Genomic DNA, 20386 nt, shown 5'->3' with positions numbered 1-20386 from the left:
GTATCTAACAGAGGGGCACAAATCACAAGGAAACATACACAAAAGTTACCGATTCTTGGCTAAAATCAAGCGTTTGGTAGCTTTTTTTACTGCTGTGACATCGGATTAAAAATGTCACAGTTTTTTCGTAAAGGGGGTATCACACTGAATGATACAGAGTGGATACAGGATTTTGCAGACAGGCGTTTGCAGTACGGTGTATCCCAGACGAAACTTGCGGTCATGGCTGGAATCAGCCGTGAACATTTAAGCCGTATTGAATCCGGCAAGGTGGCGGTCACAGAAGAAATGAAAGTGAAACTTTTGGAAGCTCTGGAAAAATTCAACCCAGAAGCACCGCTTACCATGCTGTTTGATTATGTGAGGATACGGTTTCCGACACTGGATATTGGACACATCATTAAGGACATCTTACAGCTCAATATCCAGTACATGATATATGAGGACTTCGGGCATTACAGCTACACGGAACACTACTACATCGGAGATATTTTCGTATACACTTCTCCCGATGAAGAAAAAGGTGTTCTGCTGGAACTGAAAGGAAAAGGCTGTCGCCAGTTTGAAAGTTATCTGCTGGCACAGGAACGGAGCTGGTACGACTTCCTTATGGACGCTCTGGTGGACGGCGGTGTGATGAAACGCCTTGACCTTGCCATCAATGACCATACAGGAATGTTGGATATTCCAGAACTGACCGAAAAATGCCGGAATGAGGAATGTGTATCGGTGTTCCGTTCCTTTAAGTCCTATGCTTCCGGCGAACTGGTCAAGCATGAGGAACAGGACAAGGCTGGTATGGGTTATACGCTTTATATCGGCTCGCTAAAAAGTGAGGTGTACTTCTGTGTCTATGAAAAAAGCTATGAACAGTACATCAAACTGGGGATTCCCATTGAGGAAGCACCGATAAAAAACAGATTTGAAATACGGTTGAAAAATGAACGTGCTTATTATGCTGTCCGTGACCTGCTGACCTACTATGACGCTGAACGGACGGCATTTTCTATTATCAACCGTTATGTACGCTTTGTGGATAAGGAAGCAGACAAGAAACGGAGCGACTGGAAATTATCTGTCCGCTGGGCGTGGTTCATCGGGGAAAACAGAGAGCCGTTAAAGCTCACGACCAAACCCGAACCCTACACACTGGACAGAACCCTACGCTGGATTCAACGGCAGGTTGACCCGACACTCAAAATGCTGGAAACAATCACAGCGAAAACAGGGATTGATTATCTGAAAGAAATCCGTAAATCCACGAAACTGACGGAAAAGCATTACAAGATAATTGAACAGCAGACCACATCTACCGAAGATGTGATTTTAGAAAAGGAGAATTGAAAAATGCAACGATTATTATTTGACTTCCTGTTCTTCTCTTTAGGGGGAACAGTTGGCGTGGTTGCCATGTGTATTTTACAGGCTGGCAGACAGTCTGACCGAAAAATGATGGAACTGAAAGGAGAAAAGAAAGCATGAATTTTGGACAGAACCTTTATAACTGGTTTTTAAGCAATGCACAGAGCCTTGTGCTGATGGCGATTGTTGTTATCGGTATCTACTTGGGATTCAAGCGTGAGTTTTCCAAACTTATCGGATTCTTGGTAGTTGCCTTAGTAGCCGTTGGTCTTGTATTCAATGCGTCCGGCGTAAAAGACGTATTGTTACAGTTATTCAATAAGATTATTGGAGCGTAAAGCCTATGGAAGAATGTAGCGTATTGATTGAAACGACTAAATCAGCAGAGAATAAAACCTCTCGCTGGTTTGATTTACCCATTGATTATGAACTGTTCCGTGACCTGCTCGGCGTGGAAGCTGACAGTGGCGATTATCAAATCACAGATATGAAGCTCCCTTTTGCTGGCGACATTGTAAGGACAACTTCTGTCAGACGGTTAAACAAGCTGTACTTTGCTTACACGGATTTATCGCCAGAAGTTCAACAGGCTTATAAAGAGTTGATTCCCTACTGTGGCGGTGTTGAGGATTTATTGCAGAAGTCGGAAGAATTTCTGTTTTATCCAGAGTGCCACAACATCATGGACGTTGCCCGTTACCGCTTGGAGCATAACATTGAATTTTCTGCTCTATCCGAAAAAGGAAAGAAATACTTTAATCTGGAAGCCTACGCCCATGAACTGGACGAAAAAGGACGTTATGCTGTCTGCAATAATGGAATGTTCAAACTTTGACAGGTGGTATTGCTTATGGCAGAAATGAAAGTATTTGTTATCAATCTTGATGAACAAGAAAAAGATACAGGCTGTGCATGGTTTACACTTCCCTGCAACATAGAAGCATTAAAACAATCCATTGGCTTACCGCCGGACAGTGACCGTTATCTTATCAGTGATTATGATTTTCCTTTTGAAATCCTGCAAGATACAGACCTCGACTTGCTAAATAATGTCTGCCTTGCAATTTCAGAGAGTGAAATCCCACCCGAAGATATACCTGAAATTCAAAGAGAATGGTTTTCAAACCTGCAAGAGCTGGAAGCCGGACTTTGCAATATTACATACCATCGGAACTGTTCAGATATGGAAGAAACATCAGAACATTTCCTGTGTGTGCATGGCAGATTTTATGAATACAATGAGTGAAAGGAAGTGACCGTTTATGATTGATGATATGCAAGTCTATATAGCCAATCTTGGCAAGTACAATGAGGGAGAACTGGTCGGGGACTGGTTCTCTTTTCCGTTGGACGAAGAAGTGATTGCAGAACGTATCGGCTTAAATGCAGAGTACGAAGAATACGCAATCCATGATACGGACAACTTCCCGATGGAGATTAGCGAATACATTTCCATCGAAGAACTGAACCGTATCTATGAGCAGTTGGAAGAATTACCGGATTACCTGCTGGACGACTTGGACAGTTTTATATCCTGCTATGGAAGTCTGGAAGAACTGGTGGAACATAAGGACGACATCATTCTGTATTCCGGCTGTGAAACGATGACCGATTTAGCCTACTATCTGATTGATGAAGAACAGATACTCGGAGAAATCCCATCCTCTTTACAGAACTATATCGACTATGAAGCCTACGGGCGTGACCTCGATATAGAGGGGACATTTATTGCAACAAACGCTGGTATCTGTGAGGTACTGCGTTAAGGGCTGGCAGATCAGCACCGCCACTGGTGCTACTGTCAGCTTTTCTCTTGGGGGCAGTCTGGAAAATCCGGCTGTCCCTGTTGTTAGGAAAATGAAGAAAGGAGCATTTACAAGTGAAGAAAATCCGAAGTTATACAAGTATCTGGAACGTGGAAAAGGTACTGTATGCCATCAATGATGTAAACCTGCCATTCCCTGTGACCTTTACCCAGATTACATGGTTCGTGCTGACGGAATTTATCATCATTCTGTTTGCAGATGTACCGCCACTTTCCATGATTGAGGGTGCGTTTTTGAAATATTTCGGGATTCCCGTTGCCCTTACATGGTTTATGTCACAGAAAACCTTTGACGGGAAAAAGCCATACAGTTACATCAAGACGATGGTGCTGTATGCCCTGCGTCCCAAAGTGACTTATGCCGGAAAAGCCGTGAACCTGCATAAGCAGAAATTTGAGGAAACTATCACGGCAGTAAGGAGTGTGACCTATGTTCCCGATTAAATATATCGACAATAACCTTGTCTGGAATAAGGACAATGAGGTGTTCGCCTACTATGAGCTGATACCGTACAATTATTCATTCTTATCCCCAGAACAGAAATACCTTGTGCATGACAGCTTCCGTCAGCTTATCGCACAGTCCCGTGAGGGAAAGATTCATGCGTTGCAGATTGCAACTGAAAGTTCAATCCGAAGCATACAGGAACAGTCAAAGAAGCTGGTCACTGGAAAGCTCCGTGAGGTAGCAATCCAAAAGATAGACGACCAGACCGAAGCCCTTGTATCCATGATAGGCGACAATCAAGTGGATTACCGTTTCTTTCTGGGATTCAAGCTCATGGTCACAGAGGACGAAGTCAATCTGAAGAACATCAAAAAATCGGTATTTCTGACATTCCGTGAGTTTTTGAATGAGGTAAGACACACGCTGATGAATGACTTTGTTTCCATGAACAATGATGAAATCAACCGTTATGTGAAGATGGAAAAACTGCTGGAAAACAAAATCTCCCGTAGGTTCAAAATCCGCCGACTGGAAGCCAAAGACTTTGCGTATCTGATGGAACACCTCTACGGCAGGGACGGGATAGCCTATGAAGATTATGTGTATCCTCTGCCAAAAAGAAAATTAAAAAGGGAAACACTGATTAAGTATTATGACCTTATCCGTCCTACCCGTTGTGTGGTGGAAGAAAGCCAGCGATATTTGCGTCTGGAACATGAGGACAGCGAAAGCTATGTATCCTACTTTACGGTCAATGCCATTGTCGGGGAGCTGGACTTCCCATCATCGGAAATCTTTTATTTCCAGCAACAGCAGTTCACATTCCCTGTGGATACGTCTATGAATGTTGAGATTGTCGGGAATAAGAAAGCCTTAACCACTGTCCGTAACAAGAAAAAGGAATTAAAGGACTTGGATAATCACGCCTATCAAGCCGGAAATGAAACAAGTTCAAATGTGGTGGAAGCCTTAGACAGTGTCGATGAACTGGAAACAGATTTAGACCAGAGCAAGGAAAGTATGTACAAGTTAAGTTACGTCATACGGGTGTCTGCACCCGATCTTGATGAACTGAAACGCCGTTGTGATGAGGTCAAGGACTTCTACGATGATTTGAACGTGAAGCTGGTACGTCCTGCCGGAGATATGATGGGACTGCATGGAGAGTTTCTTCCAGCCAGCAAGCGTTATATCAATGATTATATCCAGTATGTGAAATCCGATTTTTTAGCCGGACTTGGCTTCGGTGCTACCCAGATGTTGGGCGAAAATACAGGAATCTATATCGGATATTCCGTGGATACAGGAAGAAATGTCTACCTGCAACCGTCCCTTGCCAGTCAAGGGGTAAAAGGTACGGTCACAAATGCGTTGGCTTCTGCTTTTGTGGGTTCGCTTGGCGGTGGAAAGTCATTCTGTAATAACCTGCTGGTATATTATTCCGTCCTGTTCGGTGGACAGGCAGTTATCCTAGACCCGAAAAGTGAGCGTGGAAACTGGAAAGCAACACTGCCGGAGATTGCAGAGGAAATCAACATTGTAAACATTACCAGTGATTCCAGCAATCAAGGGCTGTTAGACCCGTATGTGATTATGAAAGATGTCAAGGACGCTGAAAGTCTTGCCATCGACATTCTGACATTCCTTACAGGAATTTCTTCAAGGGACGGTGAAAAGTTCCCTGTCCTTAGAAAAGCTGTCCGCACGGTATCCCAGAATCAGAACCACGGGCTGTTGCAGGTCATTGAGGAACTGCGAAAAGAGGATACCGCCGTATCCCGTAACATTGCAGACCATATCGAAAGTTTTACTGACTATGATTTTGCACAGCTCCTGTTCTCGGACGGTTCGGTGGAAAATGCAATCAGTCTGGATAACCAGCTCAACATCATACAGGTTGCAGATTTGGTTCTGCCGGATAAGGATACTACCTTTGAGGAATACACGACCATTGAACTGTTGTCGGTATCCATCTTAATTGTTATCAGTACCTTTGCCCTTGACTTTATTCACAGTGACCGAAGCATTTTTAAAATCGTGGATTTGGACGAAGCATGGGCGTTCTTAAATGTGGCACAAGGAGAAACACTCTCAAATAAACTGGTGCGTGCTGGTAGAGCCATGAACGCCGGAGTCTATTTCGTGACACAATCCTCTGGGGACGTATCGAAAGAAAGTCTGAAAAATAACATCGGTTTAAAGTTTGCGTTCCGCTCCACAGATACCAATGAAATCAAGCAGACCTTAGAGTTTTTCGGGCTGGACAGTGAGGACGAAAACAACCAGAAACGGTTGAGGGATTTGGAGAACGGACAATGCTTAATGCAGGATTTATACGGGCGTGTCGGTGTGGTACAGATACACCCTGTCTTTGTAGAACTGCTCCATGCCTTTGATACCAGACCGCCGATAAAAAGTGAGGTGGATTTGGAATGATAAAATCTATCACAAGAGAAAAGGTATTCCATGTACTGAAACTGGTACTGCTTGCCGTGACCGTTACGCTGGTACTGCTGTCCCTGCTTGGGACGGTAGCTCATGCGTCTGGACTGGTCGATGATACGGTCAATGCAGACAACCTGTATTCAAAGTATCCGCTTTCCAACTATCAGCTTGATTTCTATGTGGACAATAGCTGGTCTTGGCTACCGTGGAACTGGCTGGACGGCATTGGAAAATCAGTGCAGTACGGGCTTTACTGTATCACAAATTTTGTCTGGACAATCAGCCTGTATCTTAGCAATGCCACAGGATATGTGGTGCAACAGGCGTATAAGCTGGACTTCATCAATGACATGGCAGACAGTATCGGGAAAAGTATCCAGACACTTGCCGGAGTGACCGAAAACGGATTTTCCAGCAGTGGATTCTATGTGGGATTCCTGCTCATTATCATTCTGATTGTAGGTGTTTATACCGCCTATACAGGGCTTCTCAAAAGGGAAACCAGCAAGGCACTTCACGCTGTTATCAACTTTGTGGTGGTGTTCATTGTGTCTGCGTCCTTTATTGCTTATGCTCCCAATTATATCCAGAAAATCAATGATTTCAGTTCGGACATCAGCACCGCTTCTCTGGACTTGGGGACAAAAATCATGCTCCCCGATTCACAAAGCAAAGGCAAGGACAGCGTAGACCTTATCCGTGACAGCCTTTTTGCGATACAGGTAGAAAAACCGTGGCTGTTGTTGCAGTTCGGGAACAGCGATACCGAAGAAATCGGGACTGACCGTGTGGAAGCTCTGGTATCTGCCAGTCCGTCAGACGAAGATGGGGAAACAAGGGAAAAGGTTGTCAAAACAGAGATTGAGGATAACGACAATGACAATCTTACCATTCCACAGGTCGTAAACCGTCTTGGCATGGTGTTCTTCCTGCTCATTTTCAATCTCGGTATCACAATCTTTATCTTCCTGCTTACTGGCATGATGTTGTTTTCCCAGATACTCTTTATCATATATGCCATATTTTTACCTGTCAGTTTTTTACTGTCCATGATACCGACCTATGAGAACATGGCGAAACAGGCAGTTGTCCGTGTGTTCAATGCCATTATGACAAGAGCCGGAATCACACTGATTGTGACCGTGGCATTTTCAATTTCCAGTATGTTTTACAACATTTCCACAGACTATCCGTTCTTCATGGTGGCATTTTTGCAGATAATCTGTTTTGCCGGAATCTACATGAAGCTCGGAGAACTAATGAGTATGTTCAGCCTGAATGCTAATGACAGTCAGCAGATAGGTCGCCGGATTTTCCGTAGACCGATGGTGTTCATGCGACACAGGGCAAGACGTATGGAACGCCGAATTGCAAGGGCTGTCGGTGCTGGAAGTGTTGCAGGTGCGGTGGCTGGTGCAAGTGTTGCCAGAGCCGGAAAGCCAGCAACGAACCAACCGCCAAAGAAACGGGAAAATACTTCTGCCAGCATGGGAAGCCGTGTCGGTTCTGCTGTCGGTGCTGTGATGGATACGAAAAATAAAGTCCGTGACAGTGCTTCTTCTCTGAAAGAAAATGTGAAAGACTTGCCGACACAGGCTGGTTATGCTGTCCACTCTGCCAAACAAAAAGCAAAGGATAACGTATCTGACTTTAAGCGTGGCGTTGTGGAAGAACGGGAAAACCGACAGGAACAGCGTACACAGAAACGTAACCTGCACAGGGAAAATATCTCACAGAAAAAGCAGGAATTACAGAAAGCACAGGAAGCAAGGCAGACAGTTCATGCGAATGGATCAGCGACAGCCGGAGCTACCAGAAGCCATAAACGCCCTGTTGCCACACCTGTTCCAAAAACAGCACAGACCGATACGGTCATAAAGCCGGATATGAAGCGTCCTGCTACTTCCCCTGTGATAAAAAATGCAGAAATCAAGGCTGGAAAAGAAACTGTCCGAACCAACATCAGACAGGAACAGCAGGTCAAATCGGTTGCCAAAACGAACCAGCCAAACGTAGCGGAAACTATCAGTAATCATAAGAAATCTACGGTACAGAAAACACAGGTCAATGGGAAATCTGCCCGTAAAACTGTTACGAAACATTCAGAGAAAGGACGGAAAAAATGAGATTAAAGCGTATCCTTATCATAGGTACGATATTTCCTGTCCTTTTCTCCATCGTTCTCTTTTTCGGGATATTGATTTCCGGCGAAGATGACGACAATTCAAACAGCTATTCGCCTGTTTATTCTGGCATGAACCTGTCAGCCGATGTCCTCAAACATCAGCCGATGGTAGAAAAATACGCCAGAGAAAACGGTATTTCGGAGTATGTAAACGTCCTGCTTGCCATCATACAGGTGGAAAGTGGCGGTACGGCTACCGATGTCATGCAGTCCAGTGAAAGTCTGGGGTTACCGCCGAACTCATTAAGTACAGAGGAATCTATCAAGCAGGGGTGTAAATATTTTGCGTCCCTGCTTTCTTCCTGTAAAGGGAAAGGTATGACAGACATTAACGTGGTCATTCAGTCTTATAACTATGGCGGTGGCTATGCTGACTATGTGGCGAAGAATGGGAAAAAGCACAGTTTCAATCTTGCAGAGAATTTCGCAAGAAACAAATCTGGCGGTACAAAAGTGACCTATACCAATCCGATAGCTGTCAGTAAAAATGGTGGCTGGCGTTATAACTACGGAAATATGTTTTATGTGGAGCTGGTCAACCAATATCTGACCGTGAAGCAGTTCAGCAACGAAACGGTACAGGCGGTTATGAATGAAGCATTGAAATATCAAGGCTGGAAATATGTCTATGGTGGCAGTAATCCGAACACCTCTTTTGACTGTTCTGGTCTTACCCAGTGGTGCTACGGAAAAGCCGGAATCAGCCTGCCACGAACTGCACAGGCACAGTATGACGCAACCCAGCATATCCCATTGTCACAGGCACAGGCTGGCGATTTGGTCTTTTTCCATTCCACTTATAATACCAGTGACTATGTTACCCATGTAGGAATCTATGTGGGAAACAATCAGATGTATCATGCCGGAAATCCAATCGGCTATACCGATTTGACCTCTGCCTACTGGCAACAGCACATCATTTGTGCCGGAAGAATCAAACAATAGAAAGGACTTGAAATATGTTTAAGAAAAAAGAAAAAACAGAGAAAGCACCTAAGAATAAGAAAGTGCGTACCATGAAAGTCGGGACACATAAGAAATCTGTCCTGCTGTTGTGGGCGGTGCTTCTGGCAAGCACCAGCTTTGGTGTGTATAAGAACTTTACCGCCATTGACACCCACACGGTACATGAAAAAGAAATCATTCAGCTAAGATTGAACGATACCAACGGTATTGAGAATTTCGTCAAGAACTTTGCGAAAGCCTACTACTCATGGGATACCAGCAAGGAAGCCATTGAAGCAAGGACAACAGAAATCAGTAAATACCTTACCAAAGAATTACAGGACTTGAACGCTGATACCATCAGAACGGACATACCAACCAGTGTTACGGTTACAAATGTGCTGGTCTGGAATGTGGAACAGTCTGGAATGAACGATTTTACCGTTGCCTACGAAGTAGATCAGCAGGTAAAAGAGGGAGAACAGACACAGGCAGTCACAGAAAACTACACCGTGACCGTTCATGTGGATAAGGACGGTGCAATGGTCATTACCCAGAATCCAACCCTTGCTCCGGCGGTACAGAAATCAAAGTATGAACCGAAAGTACAGGAAGCAGATGTCAGTGTCAGTTCCGACACAGTCAAGGACGCTACCGCTTTCTTGGAAACATTCTTTAAGCTGTATCCGACAGCTACGGAAAAAGAACTTGCCTATTACGTCAAAGACGGTGTGCTTGCTCCTGTTTCCGGCGACTATGTATTTTCGGAACTGGTAAACCCTGTCTTTACCAAAGACGGCGATAACCTCAAGGTCAGTGTGTCTGTGAAGTATCTGGATAACAAGTCGAAAATGACACAAATCTCACAGTATGAGCTTATGCTTCATAAGGACGATAACTGGAAGATTGTAGAATAAATAATCAAGGCTTGCGTCATAAACTGTATAGTATGCTCCGCAAGCCTTATTTCCATTCCGGATTAGTATTTACAAAATTTGCAAAATAAGATGCGAATAGGAGTTAAAAGATATGATAGGGCTAAAAAAGAGAAATATTAAAAAAATGTTGAAACTTGGTGCTAAGGCTGGTGGAGTATCGTTTGCTGATGTTCAGACTGATATAGAAGCTACTATTGATGAAGCAATGACCAGTACAGACCCACAAGTACAGGAAAATTTCAAAAAGTTGTTTGGAAGTAAGCGTCCCACGTCAGAAGAATATATCTATAAAATTGCAAAGAAAACAAAACTTTAATTGGCTAAAGTAAAATTTGGGTATTTTAAATGCTGTTAAGGGTATTTGAACTTAAAGTGCTTGCGATTGTTTTGGAGAAATATTAAACTTCTATTAAAGTACATGGAGGAAAGCATATTGAAACTGCAACTATTGGAAAAAAAAGATTTGGCTGAACCGGAAATAGATATACGATATTCAAGTATGACCCAACCTTTAAATCGGATTGTTCAATATATCCGTCAACAAGAATATCTTATACAAGGAATTTTTGAAAAAAAGCTGTATCAGATACCATTAAATGAAGTCTTGTATTTTGAAACTGTTGATAAAAAAACATTTATGTACACTCAACAAAAAATATTTGAATGTAAAAAGACACTTTCTGCTATTGAACAAGATTTAATAAGGTCAAATGTTGTAAGGATAAGCAAAACAGTCTTATTGAATATTTCTTGTCTGGTCTGTGTTAAACCTTACCCTAACCACAGATTATTGGCAGAACTTAACAATGAAGAAAATCTAATTGTTTCAAGAAAATATATTCCTATTCTAAGAGATAAGATAAGGAGTGGCTATTATGAATAAATTTTTAAGGACATATCTTCCTGCATTTTCTATGGCATTTACATTTATTATTTTGTATGCAACGATAAGCAATATTATAGCAGGATATTCTAAAGACAGATTTTGTTTCTTTATTTTGCAGGTGTTTGTTTATCTTATGGTGTCAGTGATTGTCGATTGGCTTCTATCATTTATAGATTTTAGCAAATATATATATCACTTTATTGCTGAAATGATTATATTATATCCAATAACCATTGGTGTGGCATTTATAGGTAAATGGTTTGCGTTTAGTGCAATTAACATTACATGGTATTCATGTGTCTATATTTTAATTATGATAGCTATTCATTGCTATTTTTATCATATTTCCAAAAGACAAGCTGATGAAATAAACAATTTTTTAAAATTAAGGAATAAGAGGTAATAGTAATGGGCGATATGACAAAATTTAATAGTGCTATTGAATATTATATATTTAATGTGTTGCTAATGTGTTTACTTATTTCCGAAATATTTATTTTCTTTTATACACGTTCAAAGCAAAATAGAACTGAAAAAATTGACACTAGAGATTTAGGAACGAAATGGTTGTTATATTTAAATTTTGTATTTTGTTTGATAATTAGTTTTCTATGTATCAGTCAAAAAGCTCCATTTTGCATAAGAGAATTGACGTTGCCTGCTTACTTTGCAAAAATTGGTATGTTAATTACAGCAGTCGGGATTTGTATTCGTATAAAAGCTGTTTTAACTTTAAAAAAGGCATTTACATTAAATGTTCAGATTAGTAAAGAACAACAGCTAATAACAAATGGTATGTATAAATTTGTCCGCCACCCTGCCTACACTGGAAGTATTCTGTCATTATTGGGCGTGAGTATTGCGTTAAAGAATATCCCTGCTATATTGATAGTTGCTATTTGTAGCTTTGTTTGCTATCAAATAAGAATAAATGTTGAAGAAGCAGTTTTACAAAAATATTTCAAAGAATATAACTTATATAAAGAAAAAACATATAAACTTTTTCCGTATATATATTAAAATTGCTGATGTCTTGGAGATAACTTTAGTAATGGTATTGACTAGTTATTTTTTATGAAAAAATAAAATTTGTAGAATAAATTTGTAAGATTAAGCGAATATGAGAGGAGCTTTTATGAGTAATCAATCATGGGTGTTTTGCCCTATTTGTAACAATAAGACACGAACCAAAATACGGAACGATACAGAACTGATAAATTTTCCGTTATTCTGTCCGAAGTGCAAACAAGAAACTATAATCAATATGAAACGTGGAAATATAATTATCAGAGAGCCAGACGCTAAGACGCAGAGCCGATAATTTGTAAGTTATTGTAACTTATAGATTGTCGGCTCATTTTTTGAAACAAAAAAGTGGAGATTTTATTTTTTCTCCACTTCCTTTGACTTAATAATTCCATCATCAACACTTTCAATAATAATTAAGTCTTCGGTATGATTTGCAAGCTGATTAATATAGTTGTTACATTTCGTTTAAGAGATTATAATAATTAAAATAGCTAAAATCTATCAATTTTTAACAGTAGTATGTGGACATAGTTGATAAAAAATTGCTTTTTCAATGATAAGATATATTTCTAAGGAGGAACGAGATATGGCACAGAGCATTTTGATTGTAGACGACGAAAGAGATATTGTATCAATGCTAAATCAATATTTTTGCAAAATTGGTTATGTAGTATACACAGCAATTAACGGAAAAGAAGCACTGAATGCAATCACAAAACATCCAGATATTATTTTATTAGATATAAATATGCCAGATATGAATGGTTTTACAATTTGTGAAAAAATCAGGAATTTTGTGTCCTGTCCTATTATTTTTTTAACAGCTCGGATTGAGGACTGTGATAAAATCAAAGGATTTGCTGTCGGTGGTGACGACTATGTTGTAAAGCCTTTCTCCGTTGATGAATTAGAAGCCAGAGTTGCTGCACATTTGCGGAGAGAAAAAAGACATGGTTCGTCCGCAATAGTTCAGTTCGATAATAATATAGTAATTGATTATTCATCACGAGTTGTTTTTTATAGAAATGCTGAAATAAATTTTACGAAGAAAGAGTTTGATATTATTGAATTTCTTTCACAAAACAAGGGGATTATTTTTGATCGTGAGACAATTTATGAAAAAGTATGGGGCTTAGATGGTTCTGGCGACAATTCTGTTATTACAGAACATATACGCCGGATAAGAACAAAATTCCTTTCTATAGGCGACAATCCTTATATAGAAACTGTCTGGGGGTGCGGATATAAATGGAAAAAGTAAGGCGAAAAAATTCAAGGCATTATATTGACAACATGAGTATTAAAAATTCGTTTGTTTTTTATGCTCTTATTTCCTTAGTGATTGGTATTGTAATAGGTGTTATATCTATTACTCTTGTAGATGATTACAGAATAAACCTTAACTATAAATATGAGGACATGACAACAAGGTATGATATACCTGAAAATGGTTCATTTACAGCGAAATATAACAAAGACCAAACAGAATACACAATATATAATGCAAGTGAAAAGGAAGTATGTAATTTTGTTGTAGACTATCAAAAGGAACGTCCAGTACAAGAATATATTTATCCTAATCATGTTTCTTACATTGAAGTTTCACCAAAGTTTACTAAACATGATAGAATTGTGGATTCTGCTCTAGGTGTGGTTAATATTGTCACCATTCCTATTGTTCTTTCAATTAGCATGATTCTTTGTGTGACTATCTTTGTAAACCGAAAATTAGTAAGACCCATAAAGTTACTGACGAATGCATACAGAAAAGTCGAAAACAACGAACTGGATTTTACGTTGCCTTACCCTTATAAAGACGAGATGGGGAGGCTGTGTCTTGCATTTGAGAAGATGAAAAATTGTTTATATCAAAACAACCAAAAAATGATACGGCAATTTACTGAACAAAGGAGATTAAATGCTGCTTTTTCACATGATTTACGCACGCCTTTAACAATACTAAAAGGACATACCACAATGTTGTTATCATTTATTCCCAAAGGATTAGTTTCTCAACAGGAGGTACTCGACGAATTATCAACAGTACGCAACAATGTGGAACGGCTTGAAAAATACGTTAGTGCTATGACAAACTTATACCGTTTAGAAGATATAGAAATCGAAAAAGAAAACATAAACTTTGACTTCTTATTAAAAACCTTATCAAATACAACGGAAATGCTCTGTTCTGATATAGAATATACGATTAAAACAAATTGTAATAAACAGCAAACTCTATTTATCAATCTTGAAATTATCATACAAATTTATGAAAACCTGTTGTCTAATAGCATTAGATATGCTAAGTCGATGATAGCTATTGATGTAAATAAACAGGAGGAATTTTTATTGATTACGGTCTCTGACGATGGCTGTGGTTTCAAAAGTACGGATATAGAACGTGTAACATTACCATTTTATAAACCATCGCAAGATACTACGTCTGAACATCTAGGTCTGGGATTAAACATTTGTAAAATATTATGTGAAAGGCATGGAGGTACAATAAAAATTTCAAATAATCATAAGGGGGGAGCCTGTGTTACAGCTTGTATAAAAATTGCATATGTTGATGAAAAATAGACATTTTCCCCATATAATTGCATTAAGCACTTATAAAGGAGGTTTCGATTATGAAAAAAATTATCTGTATTATTTTAATAACTGTCACAAGCATTTTGTCCGGGTGCAATTCAACATCAGATGAAGAAATAATATCATCACAGGATTTCAAAGAGAATTATGAGGTTTCGTCCTATGGAACTGAGGAAAAAATTAATACTTTATCAGATGTTGAGCTTACATCAAGTGAAAAAGAGTATTCTGACTTAGAAAACGCAAAATTTTTTTTAGAAAATAACTCCAACAAAGAGTATCATTATTCTAAAGCCTATTTTGAAATTGAAGCGGAGCAATCAGAAACATGGTATCAATTAACTCAACTTTATGACCCATCAAAAGATAACGAAGATGATGCAGTTATAAATCCCACCGAAAGATTAAGTTTACCATTTGATATTTCCTCGGTTTATGGCGAACTCCCATCAGGGCACTATAGAATAATAGTAAGTATTTCTTATTTCGAATCCCCTAAAGATTGGGATTATGACACTTATTATTTGGCATGTGAATTTACATTAAAATAGTATATCAGAAAGGAAACAAATGGGAACAGCAAAATGGATATACTGTCCTATATGCAAGAATAAAACAAGAACAAAAATCAGAACGGATACTAAGTTGATAAATTTTCCACTGTATTGTCCAAAATGCAAACAGGAAAACCTAATTAATGCCAGCAAATTAAAAATAACAGTAATCAAAGAGCCAGACACTTAGATGCAGAGCCGATAATTCAGAGGATTTCATATCTCATAGATTATCGGCTCATTTTTATTACCTATCACCATATCCCGTATGATTGGCAGGCAAATAAAAATGGAGGAACTAATCTTCCCCCACTTCCTTTGATTTGATGATACCAGCAGCGACGCTCTCCATGACAACCATATCTTTGTCGTCGAAAGTATCAAGCTGTTGTTCCAACTGTCTGCGGCGAGTGCTTTTTACTTTGTCACTGGTCGGCAGGAAAATTTCATCAACAGACACATTAAGTAGAGTTACAAGGTCATAAAACACCTGTAAACTTGGGTGCTGCCCTTTATTCTCAATATTCGTCAGATAGCGTGGGTCAATTTCAATTTTTGCTCCCACCTGTTCACGGGTCAGACCTTGTTTCATCCTTGCCGCTTTGATGGCAAGACCAAAGGCTCTGAAATCGTATTTATCTTCTGTTTTACGCATAATTAATCACCTCACTACATTTTACTGTTCCTAAAGAATTTGTAACAGGTACAGTAAAACGTATTGCAAGGTTTATCAGTTCCTATGAACAGGTAAATAACAATATATGCTGCTTGGCGGTAAAAAAAAAACCGTTGTCAGCAGTAATGCTTTTATACGTCCTTTTAGATAGAACGACGGTTCATACAGCCGCCGTTTTATTTTTGTCCAACGGTGGACAAACTACTGGTTGGTTTTGTTTTAGCGGCTTCAGGAGGTAGCCGCATGGAATGCCTATACATTCAACAACATTCGACCATTGGTAGCTTGTTAAAAAAAACCGTTTAACTTTTGCGGATTATATCGCTCTTGTATATGGTTTTTCACATCACATAGCAGGAACAATTTATAAGGCACAAGAACAGCACGTCAGTATTGCTCTTGTGCTTTTTTGCTACTTTAAAAAATTTTTTGATTTTTTTCTGATTCGGGTTACAAATCACCCCTCCGTGTTGAGTGTTAGTGCGGAAAGAGGTAAAAAGCCTTTTCGCTTTAGCAACTTCAACTTGAAAGGAGGTGAGATTATGAAACCTTCTTCATTTGAGAACGCTATAAGACTTCAATTTGACTGTCTGGCTCGTAAGGTGATTGGCAGAACTGTAAAGAACTACAACAAAGAACTTGCCAGACGTGCAAAGCATGAAATATCTTTCTGTGAAATACCAGAGCTGGAATTAAACCAGTTGGGTGTATCGGACGAATACTCGCTTGAATTTACTTCCTTTGATGTGTTCGGTACAGAAGTTCGTGTCTATGATGAGAAATTATGTGAAGCAATCAAAAAATTAAGTGAAAGACGACGCAATGTTGTGTTGATGTTCTACTTTCTGGAATTACCAGACGCAGAAATCGCAGAGATTTTGGATATTTCCAGAAACTCTGTTTATAGAAACAGAATGTGTTCACTAAAGCTCATTAGAGATATGTACGAGGAGGAATTATAACATGATGAAGTCTACAAAAAAGTGTCCTCTATTCTCCACAATCAGTTTAGCTGCTGATGGCGACGAAGTGGCAATAGAGAAAATTTTAAATCACTATGACGCTTACATATCAAAAGCAAGTTTACGCCCGTTCTATGATGAACACGGAAATATGTATATTGTGGTCGATATGGAACTGAAAGGCAGAATTAGAGCTGCCCTTATTAAAGCAATTCTAGGTTTTGAAGTCAGAGTGAAATAAGCGAATATATACGGAGTGTGATACCACCTCATTCCAGCTCCGTTTTACAAGTGTTCTTTGAAAATTGAATAAAGTAATCAGATACGTTTGATATGCGGTGAGCCGACGGACTGGAACGCCATGACCCATGAAAAGGAGGGATAAAGAAGCGAGCGACCACGCCAGTGATCCGTAAGCGACTGTTGGAAAAGTTGCTGCCATGACCCGTATATCAGAATAATGATACACTCGCATGGTGCGGTTCACCCATCAGAATGGGAATGGTGAAATTCCAGTGGAGCTTTCCAAAGCCATCTGATTACTTCTTACTTTATAGACAAATTCTTTCATAATGTACAAGCATTTTTGCATACTTTGTAAATATATTGTAGTGAGGTGGTTCAATGGCAAATGACGCAAAGGTAGTTTGCAAGAATGTTTTTAAAAATTGTGATAAAGCGGCGTTTACAAAAGCATTTACTCTAAAATGGATAGAGTTGATAAATCAATATGAAAAAAATAAAGGAAGGGCAACTCCTGCCAGATGATAGACAAACTATCCTACAAGATGTTATAATAACATTATGTAGAGATAGTTTGTTTCGTCTTCTCAAAAAGGAGAACGAAGCATGATAGAATCAAAATCAAGAGTTGCTATTTATTGCCGCTTATCAGAGGAAGATAGAAACAAACAATCAGAAACAGACGACAGTAACAGTATTCAGAATCAAAAGTCAATGTTACTTCAATACTCATTAGAGCATGGTTGGGAAGTCTACAACATATACAGTGATGATGATTACACTGGTTCTGACAGACGACGACCAGAATTTAACAGGTTGTTGGAGGACGCAAAGAATCGTAAATTTGATATTGTCCTTTGTAAGACACAATCCAGATTTACCAGAGAACTAGAATTAGTGGAAAAATATATCCACGGTCTTTTTCCTATTTGGGGTATTCGCTTCATCAGCATTGTTGATAATGCAGATACCGCTAATAAAGGAAATAAGAAATCAAGACAGATTAACGGTCTGGTGAATGAGTGGTACTTGGAGGATATGTCAGAGAACATTAAAAGCGTTCTCACTGACAGAAGAAAGAACGGACACCATATCGGTGCTTTTGCTCTGTATGGTTACAAAAAAGACCCTGACGTAAAAGGACATTTGATTATTGATGAAGAAGCTGCGGAAGTTGTCAGAGAAGTTTTTACACTGTTTTCACAGGGATATGGAAAGACCGCCATTGCCCGTATGCTGAATGACAGAGGAATACCAAACCCTACGGAATACAAACGACTTCATGGTTTGCGTTACAAGCAGCCTAAAACGAAAAACAGTACCCTATGGAAATATTTTGCCATATCAGATATGTTGGTGAATGAAATCTATATCGGGAATATGGTTCAAGGGAAATATGGCAGCGTTTCTTATAAGACAAAGCAAAACAAACCCAGACCCAAAGACGAGTGGTACAGAGTTGAGGGTACACATGAGCCGATTATTGACCGTGAGTTATGGGATAGGGTTCAAGCATTGGTAGCTCAAAAGGCAAAACCTTTCACAGTTGGCACAATCGGTTTATTTGCCAGAAAAGCTCGCTGTATGAATTGTGGTTATACAATGCGTTCGTCAAAGAATCATGGTAAGCATTATTTACAATGCTCTAACCGCCATGTAGCAAAGGACGCTTGTATAGGTTCTTTCATTTCAGTAGACAAATTAGAAAAAGCTGTGATTGATGAACTTAATAAGTTATCCGCAGAATATCTTGACAAAGATGAGCTTGAACAAAATGTGCAATTCAACAATGACTTGCGAGGTCAAAAAGAAGCTCTGGAAACGGAGATTGCTGCTTATCAAAAAAAGATTGCGGAATATACAAAAGGAATCCGAGAATTATATTTAGATAAGGTAAAGGGTATTCTTTCCGAACTTGATTACTTGGATTTATCCAAAGACTTCTCAACACAAAAAGAAAGGCTCGAAAAACTGATGATTGATACGCAGAAACAGCTTGATGTTATTGAAAGAAAAATGCTGATTGGCGACAACAGACGACAGTTAATCGAGCAATATACAAATCTTGAACACTTAGACAGGGAAACGGTTGAAAAGCTGATTGATTATGTATTGGTTGGCAAAAAAGACCCTGTAACTAAGGAAGTACCTATTGAAATACATTGGAATTTCTAGGGTTCTCATATCTGGCAGCTAGTATGCCAGATTATCGGGAACTTTCTTTTAAAACCTCAATGTTGTCTTTATACAATCGCACCCTCTGCTGCCAGATCTTCAAACAGATCCGTGATCGGATCACCCTTACTCTGGAATTCGCAGGCATTAAAGGGCACTCCACCTGCAGCCTGCGGCCAGATTCCCACCGTGTGGTCAATATAATACGGCCCAAGTCCGCTGTTCTCGATTTCTTCCATAGAAAGATCCTTTGTCAGCTGATGGACAATGGTGGACACGATTTCCAAATGTGCCAGTTCTTCTGTTCCCACATCATTGAGCACTGCCGCGACCATCCGGTTCGGTGCGGTAAAACGCTGGGAAAGATACCGCATGGAAGCTCCTATTTCTCCGTCCGGCCCGCCATACTGGCTGGATATAAACTGTGCCAGCTTTGCGTTAGACGTCTTGATATTTACAGGATACTGGAGTCTTTTTTCATAATTCCACATACCTTATCTGCACCCTCCTTCCTGTTCCCATGGAAACGGCTGTTCCATCCACTGCCATGACTTAAGATTGCTGTCGTTTCCGGTATCAATGGTCAGCGGTCCATAAAATTTTGCATATTTTTCCAGGAGCTCATTTCTTCTGGCTGAAAGCTCACTGTAATATTCAAGAGCTCTTTTTTCTTTTGGATGCGTATCCAGAAAAAGGAGAAGATCGTCAATGGCAAAGCTTACCTGGTCAATAAACTGCAGCAGTTCTTTTTTGGAAGTACAATTTCCGGACATCATCGACTTCCTCCTCTCCTGCCGCAGAACGGCTTGCAAAGCTCAGGAAAGATAGTTCCGACCTGAAGAGCTTTTTTCAACTCAAAGGTAGGCGCAAATTCCTGGTATGGCACATACGCCATTGCAGGAACCTGTTTTGCCATATCAGAAAATGATCGATCCGTCCGGCCTGCCATCCCGCTATTCATCCCACAGGTATACTGATATGGCCGGCAGCCCGAACGATTCATCTGAAATCGGTCCATAATCGAAATCCTTTCATTCATGATCACGCTATATTTTATGACGGTTTTTTAAACTTGTGAAAACAGGAATGTTCACTTTCCTTCACATATATCTATCTTT

Annotated in this window: 27 protein-coding genes and 1 pseudogene; 24 read left to right on the top strand and 4 right to left on the bottom strand. The window is 39.8% G+C overall.

All coding sequences use genetic code 11. The annotated features are described in order from the left end of the window. Positions 1 to 138 precede the first annotated feature (138 nt). The 20 genes from mobT (at position 139) to ABCM67_RS04725 (ending at position 15402) form a co-directional block, all read left to right on the top strand. The gene (gene mobT, locus ABCM67_RS04820; RefSeq protein ID WP_207643067.1) at positions 139 to 1344 is read left to right on the top strand and encodes a MobT family relaxase; all 1206 of its coding nucleotides are present in this window, start codon (positions 139 to 141) and stop codon (positions 1342 to 1344) included. A 3-nt stretch (positions 1345 to 1347) separates the two neighbouring features. Then, positions 1348 to 1482 carry a DUF3789 domain-containing protein gene (locus tag ABCM67_RS04815; RefSeq protein ID WP_081021271.1) on the top strand — a complete coding sequence of 45 codons (135 nt, stop codon included), beginning with the start codon at positions 1348 to 1350 and terminating at the stop codon, positions 1480 to 1482. Then, entirely contained in the window at positions 1479 to 1700 is a 222-nt protein-coding gene (locus ABCM67_RS04810; protein WP_004844214.1) for a hypothetical protein, read from the top strand. Before ABCM67_RS04815 ends, ABCM67_RS04810 begins: the two co-directional genes overlap by 4 nt. Before the next feature lie 5 nt (positions 1701 to 1705). After that, positions 1706 to 2197, top strand: a complete 492-nt coding sequence (locus ABCM67_RS04805) for an antirestriction protein ArdA (protein ID WP_342992565.1) — start codon at positions 1706 to 1708, stop codon at positions 2195 to 2197. Between the two features lie 15 nt (positions 2198 to 2212). Then, a complete protein-coding gene (locus tag ABCM67_RS04800) occupies positions 2213 to 2608 on the top strand; it encodes a hypothetical protein (RefSeq protein WP_154314964.1) in 396 nt (131 codons plus the stop codon). A gap of 16 nt (positions 2609 to 2624) precedes the next feature. After that, positions 2625 to 3128, top strand: a complete 504-nt coding sequence (locus ABCM67_RS04795) for an antirestriction protein ArdA (RefSeq protein ID WP_021414682.1) — start codon at positions 2625 to 2627, stop codon at positions 3126 to 3128. Positions 3129 to 3241: 113 nt separating this feature from the next. Further along, positions 3242 to 3631 carry a conjugal transfer protein gene (locus ABCM67_RS04790; RefSeq protein ID WP_005611098.1) on the top strand — a complete coding sequence of 130 codons (390 nt, stop codon included), beginning with the start codon at positions 3242 to 3244 and terminating at the stop codon, positions 3629 to 3631. Then, positions 3618 to 6071 (top strand): ATP-binding protein, encoded by a 2454-nt coding sequence (locus ABCM67_RS04785; protein WP_055170572.1) that lies wholly within the window; start codon positions 3618 to 3620, stop codon positions 6069 to 6071. The genes ABCM67_RS04790 and ABCM67_RS04785 overlap by 14 nt, the downstream gene beginning before the upstream one ends. Then, positions 6068 to 8206: a hypothetical protein gene (locus ABCM67_RS04780; protein WP_006859645.1), complete on the top strand. Its 2139-nt coding sequence runs from the start codon at positions 6068 to 6070 to the stop codon at positions 8204 to 8206. The genes ABCM67_RS04785 and ABCM67_RS04780 overlap by 4 nt, the downstream gene beginning before the upstream one ends. Next, positions 8203 to 9210, top strand: a complete 1008-nt coding sequence (locus tag ABCM67_RS04775; RefSeq protein WP_055158653.1) for a bifunctional lysozyme/C40 family peptidase — start codon at positions 8203 to 8205, stop codon at positions 9208 to 9210. Before ABCM67_RS04780 ends, ABCM67_RS04775 begins: the two co-directional genes overlap by 4 nt. A gap of 14 nt (positions 9211 to 9224) precedes the next feature. Beyond that, positions 9225 to 10127, top strand: a complete 903-nt coding sequence (locus tag ABCM67_RS04770; protein ID WP_006857581.1) for a conjugal transfer protein — start codon at positions 9225 to 9227, stop codon at positions 10125 to 10127. Between the two features lie 112 nt (positions 10128 to 10239). Further along, on the top strand, positions 10240 to 10464 hold the full coding sequence (locus tag ABCM67_RS04765) for a hypothetical protein (protein ID WP_006857580.1): 225 nt from the start codon (positions 10240 to 10242) through the stop codon (positions 10462 to 10464). Positions 10465 to 10581: 117 nt separating this feature from the next. Then, positions 10582 to 11031: a LytTR family DNA-binding domain-containing protein gene (locus ABCM67_RS04760; protein WP_044999138.1), complete on the top strand. Its 450-nt coding sequence runs from the start codon at positions 10582 to 10584 to the stop codon at positions 11029 to 11031. Beyond that, positions 11024 to 11437, top strand: a complete 414-nt coding sequence (locus ABCM67_RS04755; protein ID WP_006857579.1) for a hypothetical protein — start codon at positions 11024 to 11026, stop codon at positions 11435 to 11437. The genes ABCM67_RS04760 and ABCM67_RS04755 overlap by 8 nt, the downstream gene beginning before the upstream one ends. Before the next feature lie 5 nt (positions 11438 to 11442). Further along, on the top strand, positions 11443 to 12054 hold the full coding sequence (locus ABCM67_RS04750; protein ID WP_006857578.1) for an isoprenylcysteine carboxylmethyltransferase family protein: 612 nt from the start codon (positions 11443 to 11445) through the stop codon (positions 12052 to 12054). A 115-nt stretch (positions 12055 to 12169) separates the two neighbouring features. Further along, positions 12170 to 12355 carry a cysteine-rich KTR domain-containing protein gene (locus ABCM67_RS04745; protein ID WP_081021270.1) on the top strand — a complete coding sequence of 62 codons (186 nt, stop codon included), beginning with the start codon at positions 12170 to 12172 and terminating at the stop codon, positions 12353 to 12355. Positions 12356 to 12649: 294 nt separating this feature from the next. Further along, positions 12650 to 13324 (top strand): response regulator transcription factor, encoded by a 675-nt coding sequence (locus ABCM67_RS04740; protein WP_020994080.1) that lies wholly within the window; start codon positions 12650 to 12652, stop codon positions 13322 to 13324. After that, entirely contained in the window at positions 13312 to 14646 is a 1335-nt protein-coding gene (locus ABCM67_RS04735; RefSeq protein WP_006857577.1) for a HAMP domain-containing sensor histidine kinase, read from the top strand. The genes ABCM67_RS04740 and ABCM67_RS04735 overlap by 13 nt, the downstream gene beginning before the upstream one ends. Positions 14647 to 14696: 50 nt before the next feature. Next, positions 14697 to 15209 (top strand): membrane lipoprotein lipid attachment site-containing protein, encoded by a 513-nt coding sequence (locus ABCM67_RS04730; RefSeq protein ID WP_006857576.1) that lies wholly within the window; start codon positions 14697 to 14699, stop codon positions 15207 to 15209. A gap of 19 nt (positions 15210 to 15228) precedes the next feature. Continuing rightward, positions 15229 to 15402 carry a cysteine-rich KTR domain-containing protein gene (locus tag ABCM67_RS04725; RefSeq protein WP_008704154.1) on the top strand — a complete coding sequence of 58 codons (174 nt, stop codon included), beginning with the start codon at positions 15229 to 15231 and terminating at the stop codon, positions 15400 to 15402. A 108-nt stretch (positions 15403 to 15510) separates the two neighbouring features. On the opposite strand, the gene ABCM67_RS04720 is transcribed toward ABCM67_RS04725, so the two are convergent. After that, positions 15511 to 15867, bottom strand: a complete 357-nt coding sequence (locus ABCM67_RS04720; RefSeq protein WP_006857575.1) for a helix-turn-helix domain-containing protein — start codon at positions 15865 to 15867, stop codon at positions 15511 to 15513. 563 nt (positions 15868 to 16430) lie between these two features. Between ABCM67_RS04720 and ABCM67_RS04715 the strand changes: the two genes are divergently transcribed. The 4 genes from ABCM67_RS04715 to ABCM67_RS04700 all read left to right on the top strand — a co-directional run bounded on the left by ABCM67_RS04715 (position 16431) and on the right by ABCM67_RS04700 (position 19268). Further along, complete coding sequence (locus ABCM67_RS04715; protein WP_008704153.1) at positions 16431 to 16850, top strand: sigma factor-like helix-turn-helix DNA-binding protein; 420 nt, start codon at positions 16431 to 16433, stop codon at positions 16848 to 16850. 1 nt (position 16851) lies between these two features. Continuing rightward, positions 16852 to 17091: a helix-turn-helix domain-containing protein gene (locus tag ABCM67_RS04710; protein ID WP_006857574.1), complete on the top strand. Its 240-nt coding sequence runs from the start codon at positions 16852 to 16854 to the stop codon at positions 17089 to 17091. Positions 17092 to 17474: 383 nt separating this feature from the next. Continuing rightward, positions 17475 to 17618: a hypothetical protein gene (locus tag ABCM67_RS04705; protein ID WP_006857573.1), complete on the top strand. Its 144-nt coding sequence runs from the start codon at positions 17475 to 17477 to the stop codon at positions 17616 to 17618. 81 nt (positions 17619 to 17699) lie between these two features. Next, a complete protein-coding gene (locus tag ABCM67_RS04700; protein ID WP_006857572.1) occupies positions 17700 to 19268 on the top strand; it encodes a recombinase family protein in 1569 nt (522 codons plus the stop codon). A gap of 83 nt (positions 19269 to 19351) precedes the next feature. On the opposite strand, the pseudogene ABCM67_RS04695 reads toward ABCM67_RS04700, so the two are convergent. From ABCM67_RS04695 to ABCM67_RS04685, 3 genes and pseudogenes are all read right to left on the bottom strand, one after another. Then, positions 19352 to 19759, bottom strand: a pseudogene (locus tag ABCM67_RS04695) (manganese catalase family protein); the annotation flags it as partial. Positions 19760 to 19762: 3 nt separating this feature from the next. Then, complete coding sequence (locus tag ABCM67_RS04690) at positions 19763 to 20041, bottom strand: spore coat protein CotJB (protein WP_110103245.1); 279 nt, start codon at positions 20039 to 20041, stop codon at positions 19763 to 19765. Continuing rightward, positions 20041 to 20286, bottom strand: coding sequence for a spore coat associated protein CotJA (locus tag ABCM67_RS04685; RefSeq protein ID WP_015527159.1), 246 nt, complete (start codon positions 20284 to 20286; stop codon positions 20041 to 20043). Before ABCM67_RS04685 ends, ABCM67_RS04690 begins: the two co-directional genes overlap by 1 nt. Positions 20287 to 20386 lie beyond the last annotated feature (100 nt).

Source organism: Blautia sp. 2227st1_G12_2227SCRN_220401 (genome assembly GCF_039062885.1).
Classification (GTDB): Bacteria; Bacillota; Clostridia; order Lachnospirales; family Lachnospiraceae; genus Blautia_A; species Blautia_A fusiformis.
Note: the sequence above shows the minus strand (reverse complement) of the source record. Positions and strands in the feature narration are given on the sequence as shown.

Bases quoted from the DNA above. Each gene is read 5' to 3' on its own strand.
- ABCM67_RS04690 (WP_110103245.1), bottom strand. From the start codon at position 20,041: ATGTCCGGAAATTGTACTTCCAAAAAAGAACTGCTGCAGTTTATTGAC.
- ABCM67_RS04750 (WP_006857578.1), top strand. From the start codon at position 11,443: ATGGGCGATATGACAAAATTTAATAGTGCTATTGAATATTATATATTT.
- ABCM67_RS04800 (WP_154314964.1), top strand. From the start codon at position 2,213: ATGGCAGAAATGAAAGTATTTGTTATCAATCTTGATGAACAAGAAAAA.
- ABCM67_RS04815 (WP_081021271.1), top strand. From the start codon at position 1,348: ATGCAACGATTATTATTTGACTTCCTGTTCTTCTCTTTAGGGGGAACA.
- ABCM67_RS04725 (WP_008704154.1), top strand. From the start codon at position 15,229: ATGGGAACAGCAAAATGGATATACTGTCCTATATGCAAGAATAAAACA.
- ABCM67_RS04810 (WP_004844214.1), top strand. From the start codon at position 1,479: ATGAATTTTGGACAGAACCTTTATAACTGGTTTTTAAGCAATGCACAG.
- ABCM67_RS04685 (WP_015527159.1), bottom strand. From the start codon at position 20,286: ATGGACCGATTTCAGATGAATCGTTCGGGCTGCCGGCCATATCAGTAT.
- ABCM67_RS04775 (WP_055158653.1), top strand. From the start codon at position 8,203: ATGAGATTAAAGCGTATCCTTATCATAGGTACGATATTTCCTGTCCTT.
- ABCM67_RS04765 (WP_006857580.1), top strand. From the start codon at position 10,240: ATGATAGGGCTAAAAAAGAGAAATATTAAAAAAATGTTGAAACTTGGT.
- ABCM67_RS04710 (WP_006857574.1), top strand. From the start codon at position 16,852: ATGATGAAGTCTACAAAAAAGTGTCCTCTATTCTCCACAATCAGTTTA.
- ABCM67_RS04780 (WP_006859645.1), top strand. From the start codon at position 6,068: ATGATAAAATCTATCACAAGAGAAAAGGTATTCCATGTACTGAAACTG.
- ABCM67_RS04795 (WP_021414682.1), top strand. From the start codon at position 2,625: ATGATTGATGATATGCAAGTCTATATAGCCAATCTTGGCAAGTACAAT.
- ABCM67_RS04720 (WP_006857575.1), bottom strand. From the start codon at position 15,867: ATGCGTAAAACAGAAGATAAATACGATTTCAGAGCCTTTGGTCTTGCC.
- ABCM67_RS04805 (WP_342992565.1), top strand. From the start codon at position 1,706: ATGGAAGAATGTAGCGTATTGATTGAAACGACTAAATCAGCAGAGAAT.
- ABCM67_RS04730 (WP_006857576.1), top strand. From the start codon at position 14,697: ATGAAAAAAATTATCTGTATTATTTTAATAACTGTCACAAGCATTTTG.
- ABCM67_RS04755 (WP_006857579.1), top strand. From the start codon at position 11,024: ATGAATAAATTTTTAAGGACATATCTTCCTGCATTTTCTATGGCATTT.
- ABCM67_RS04715 (WP_008704153.1), top strand. From the start codon at position 16,431: ATGAAACCTTCTTCATTTGAGAACGCTATAAGACTTCAATTTGACTGT.
- ABCM67_RS04700 (WP_006857572.1), top strand. From the start codon at position 17,700: ATGATAGAATCAAAATCAAGAGTTGCTATTTATTGCCGCTTATCAGAG.
- ABCM67_RS04770 (WP_006857581.1), top strand. From the start codon at position 9,225: ATGTTTAAGAAAAAAGAAAAAACAGAGAAAGCACCTAAGAATAAGAAA.
- ABCM67_RS04740 (WP_020994080.1), top strand. From the start codon at position 12,650: ATGGCACAGAGCATTTTGATTGTAGACGACGAAAGAGATATTGTATCA.
- ABCM67_RS04785 (WP_055170572.1), top strand. From the start codon at position 3,618: ATGTTCCCGATTAAATATATCGACAATAACCTTGTCTGGAATAAGGAC.
- ABCM67_RS04745 (WP_081021270.1), top strand. From the start codon at position 12,170: ATGAGTAATCAATCATGGGTGTTTTGCCCTATTTGTAACAATAAGACA.
- ABCM67_RS04705 (WP_006857573.1), top strand. From the start codon at position 17,475: ATGGCAAATGACGCAAAGGTAGTTTGCAAGAATGTTTTTAAAAATTGT.
- ABCM67_RS04735 (WP_006857577.1), top strand. From the start codon at position 13,312: ATGGAAAAAGTAAGGCGAAAAAATTCAAGGCATTATATTGACAACATG.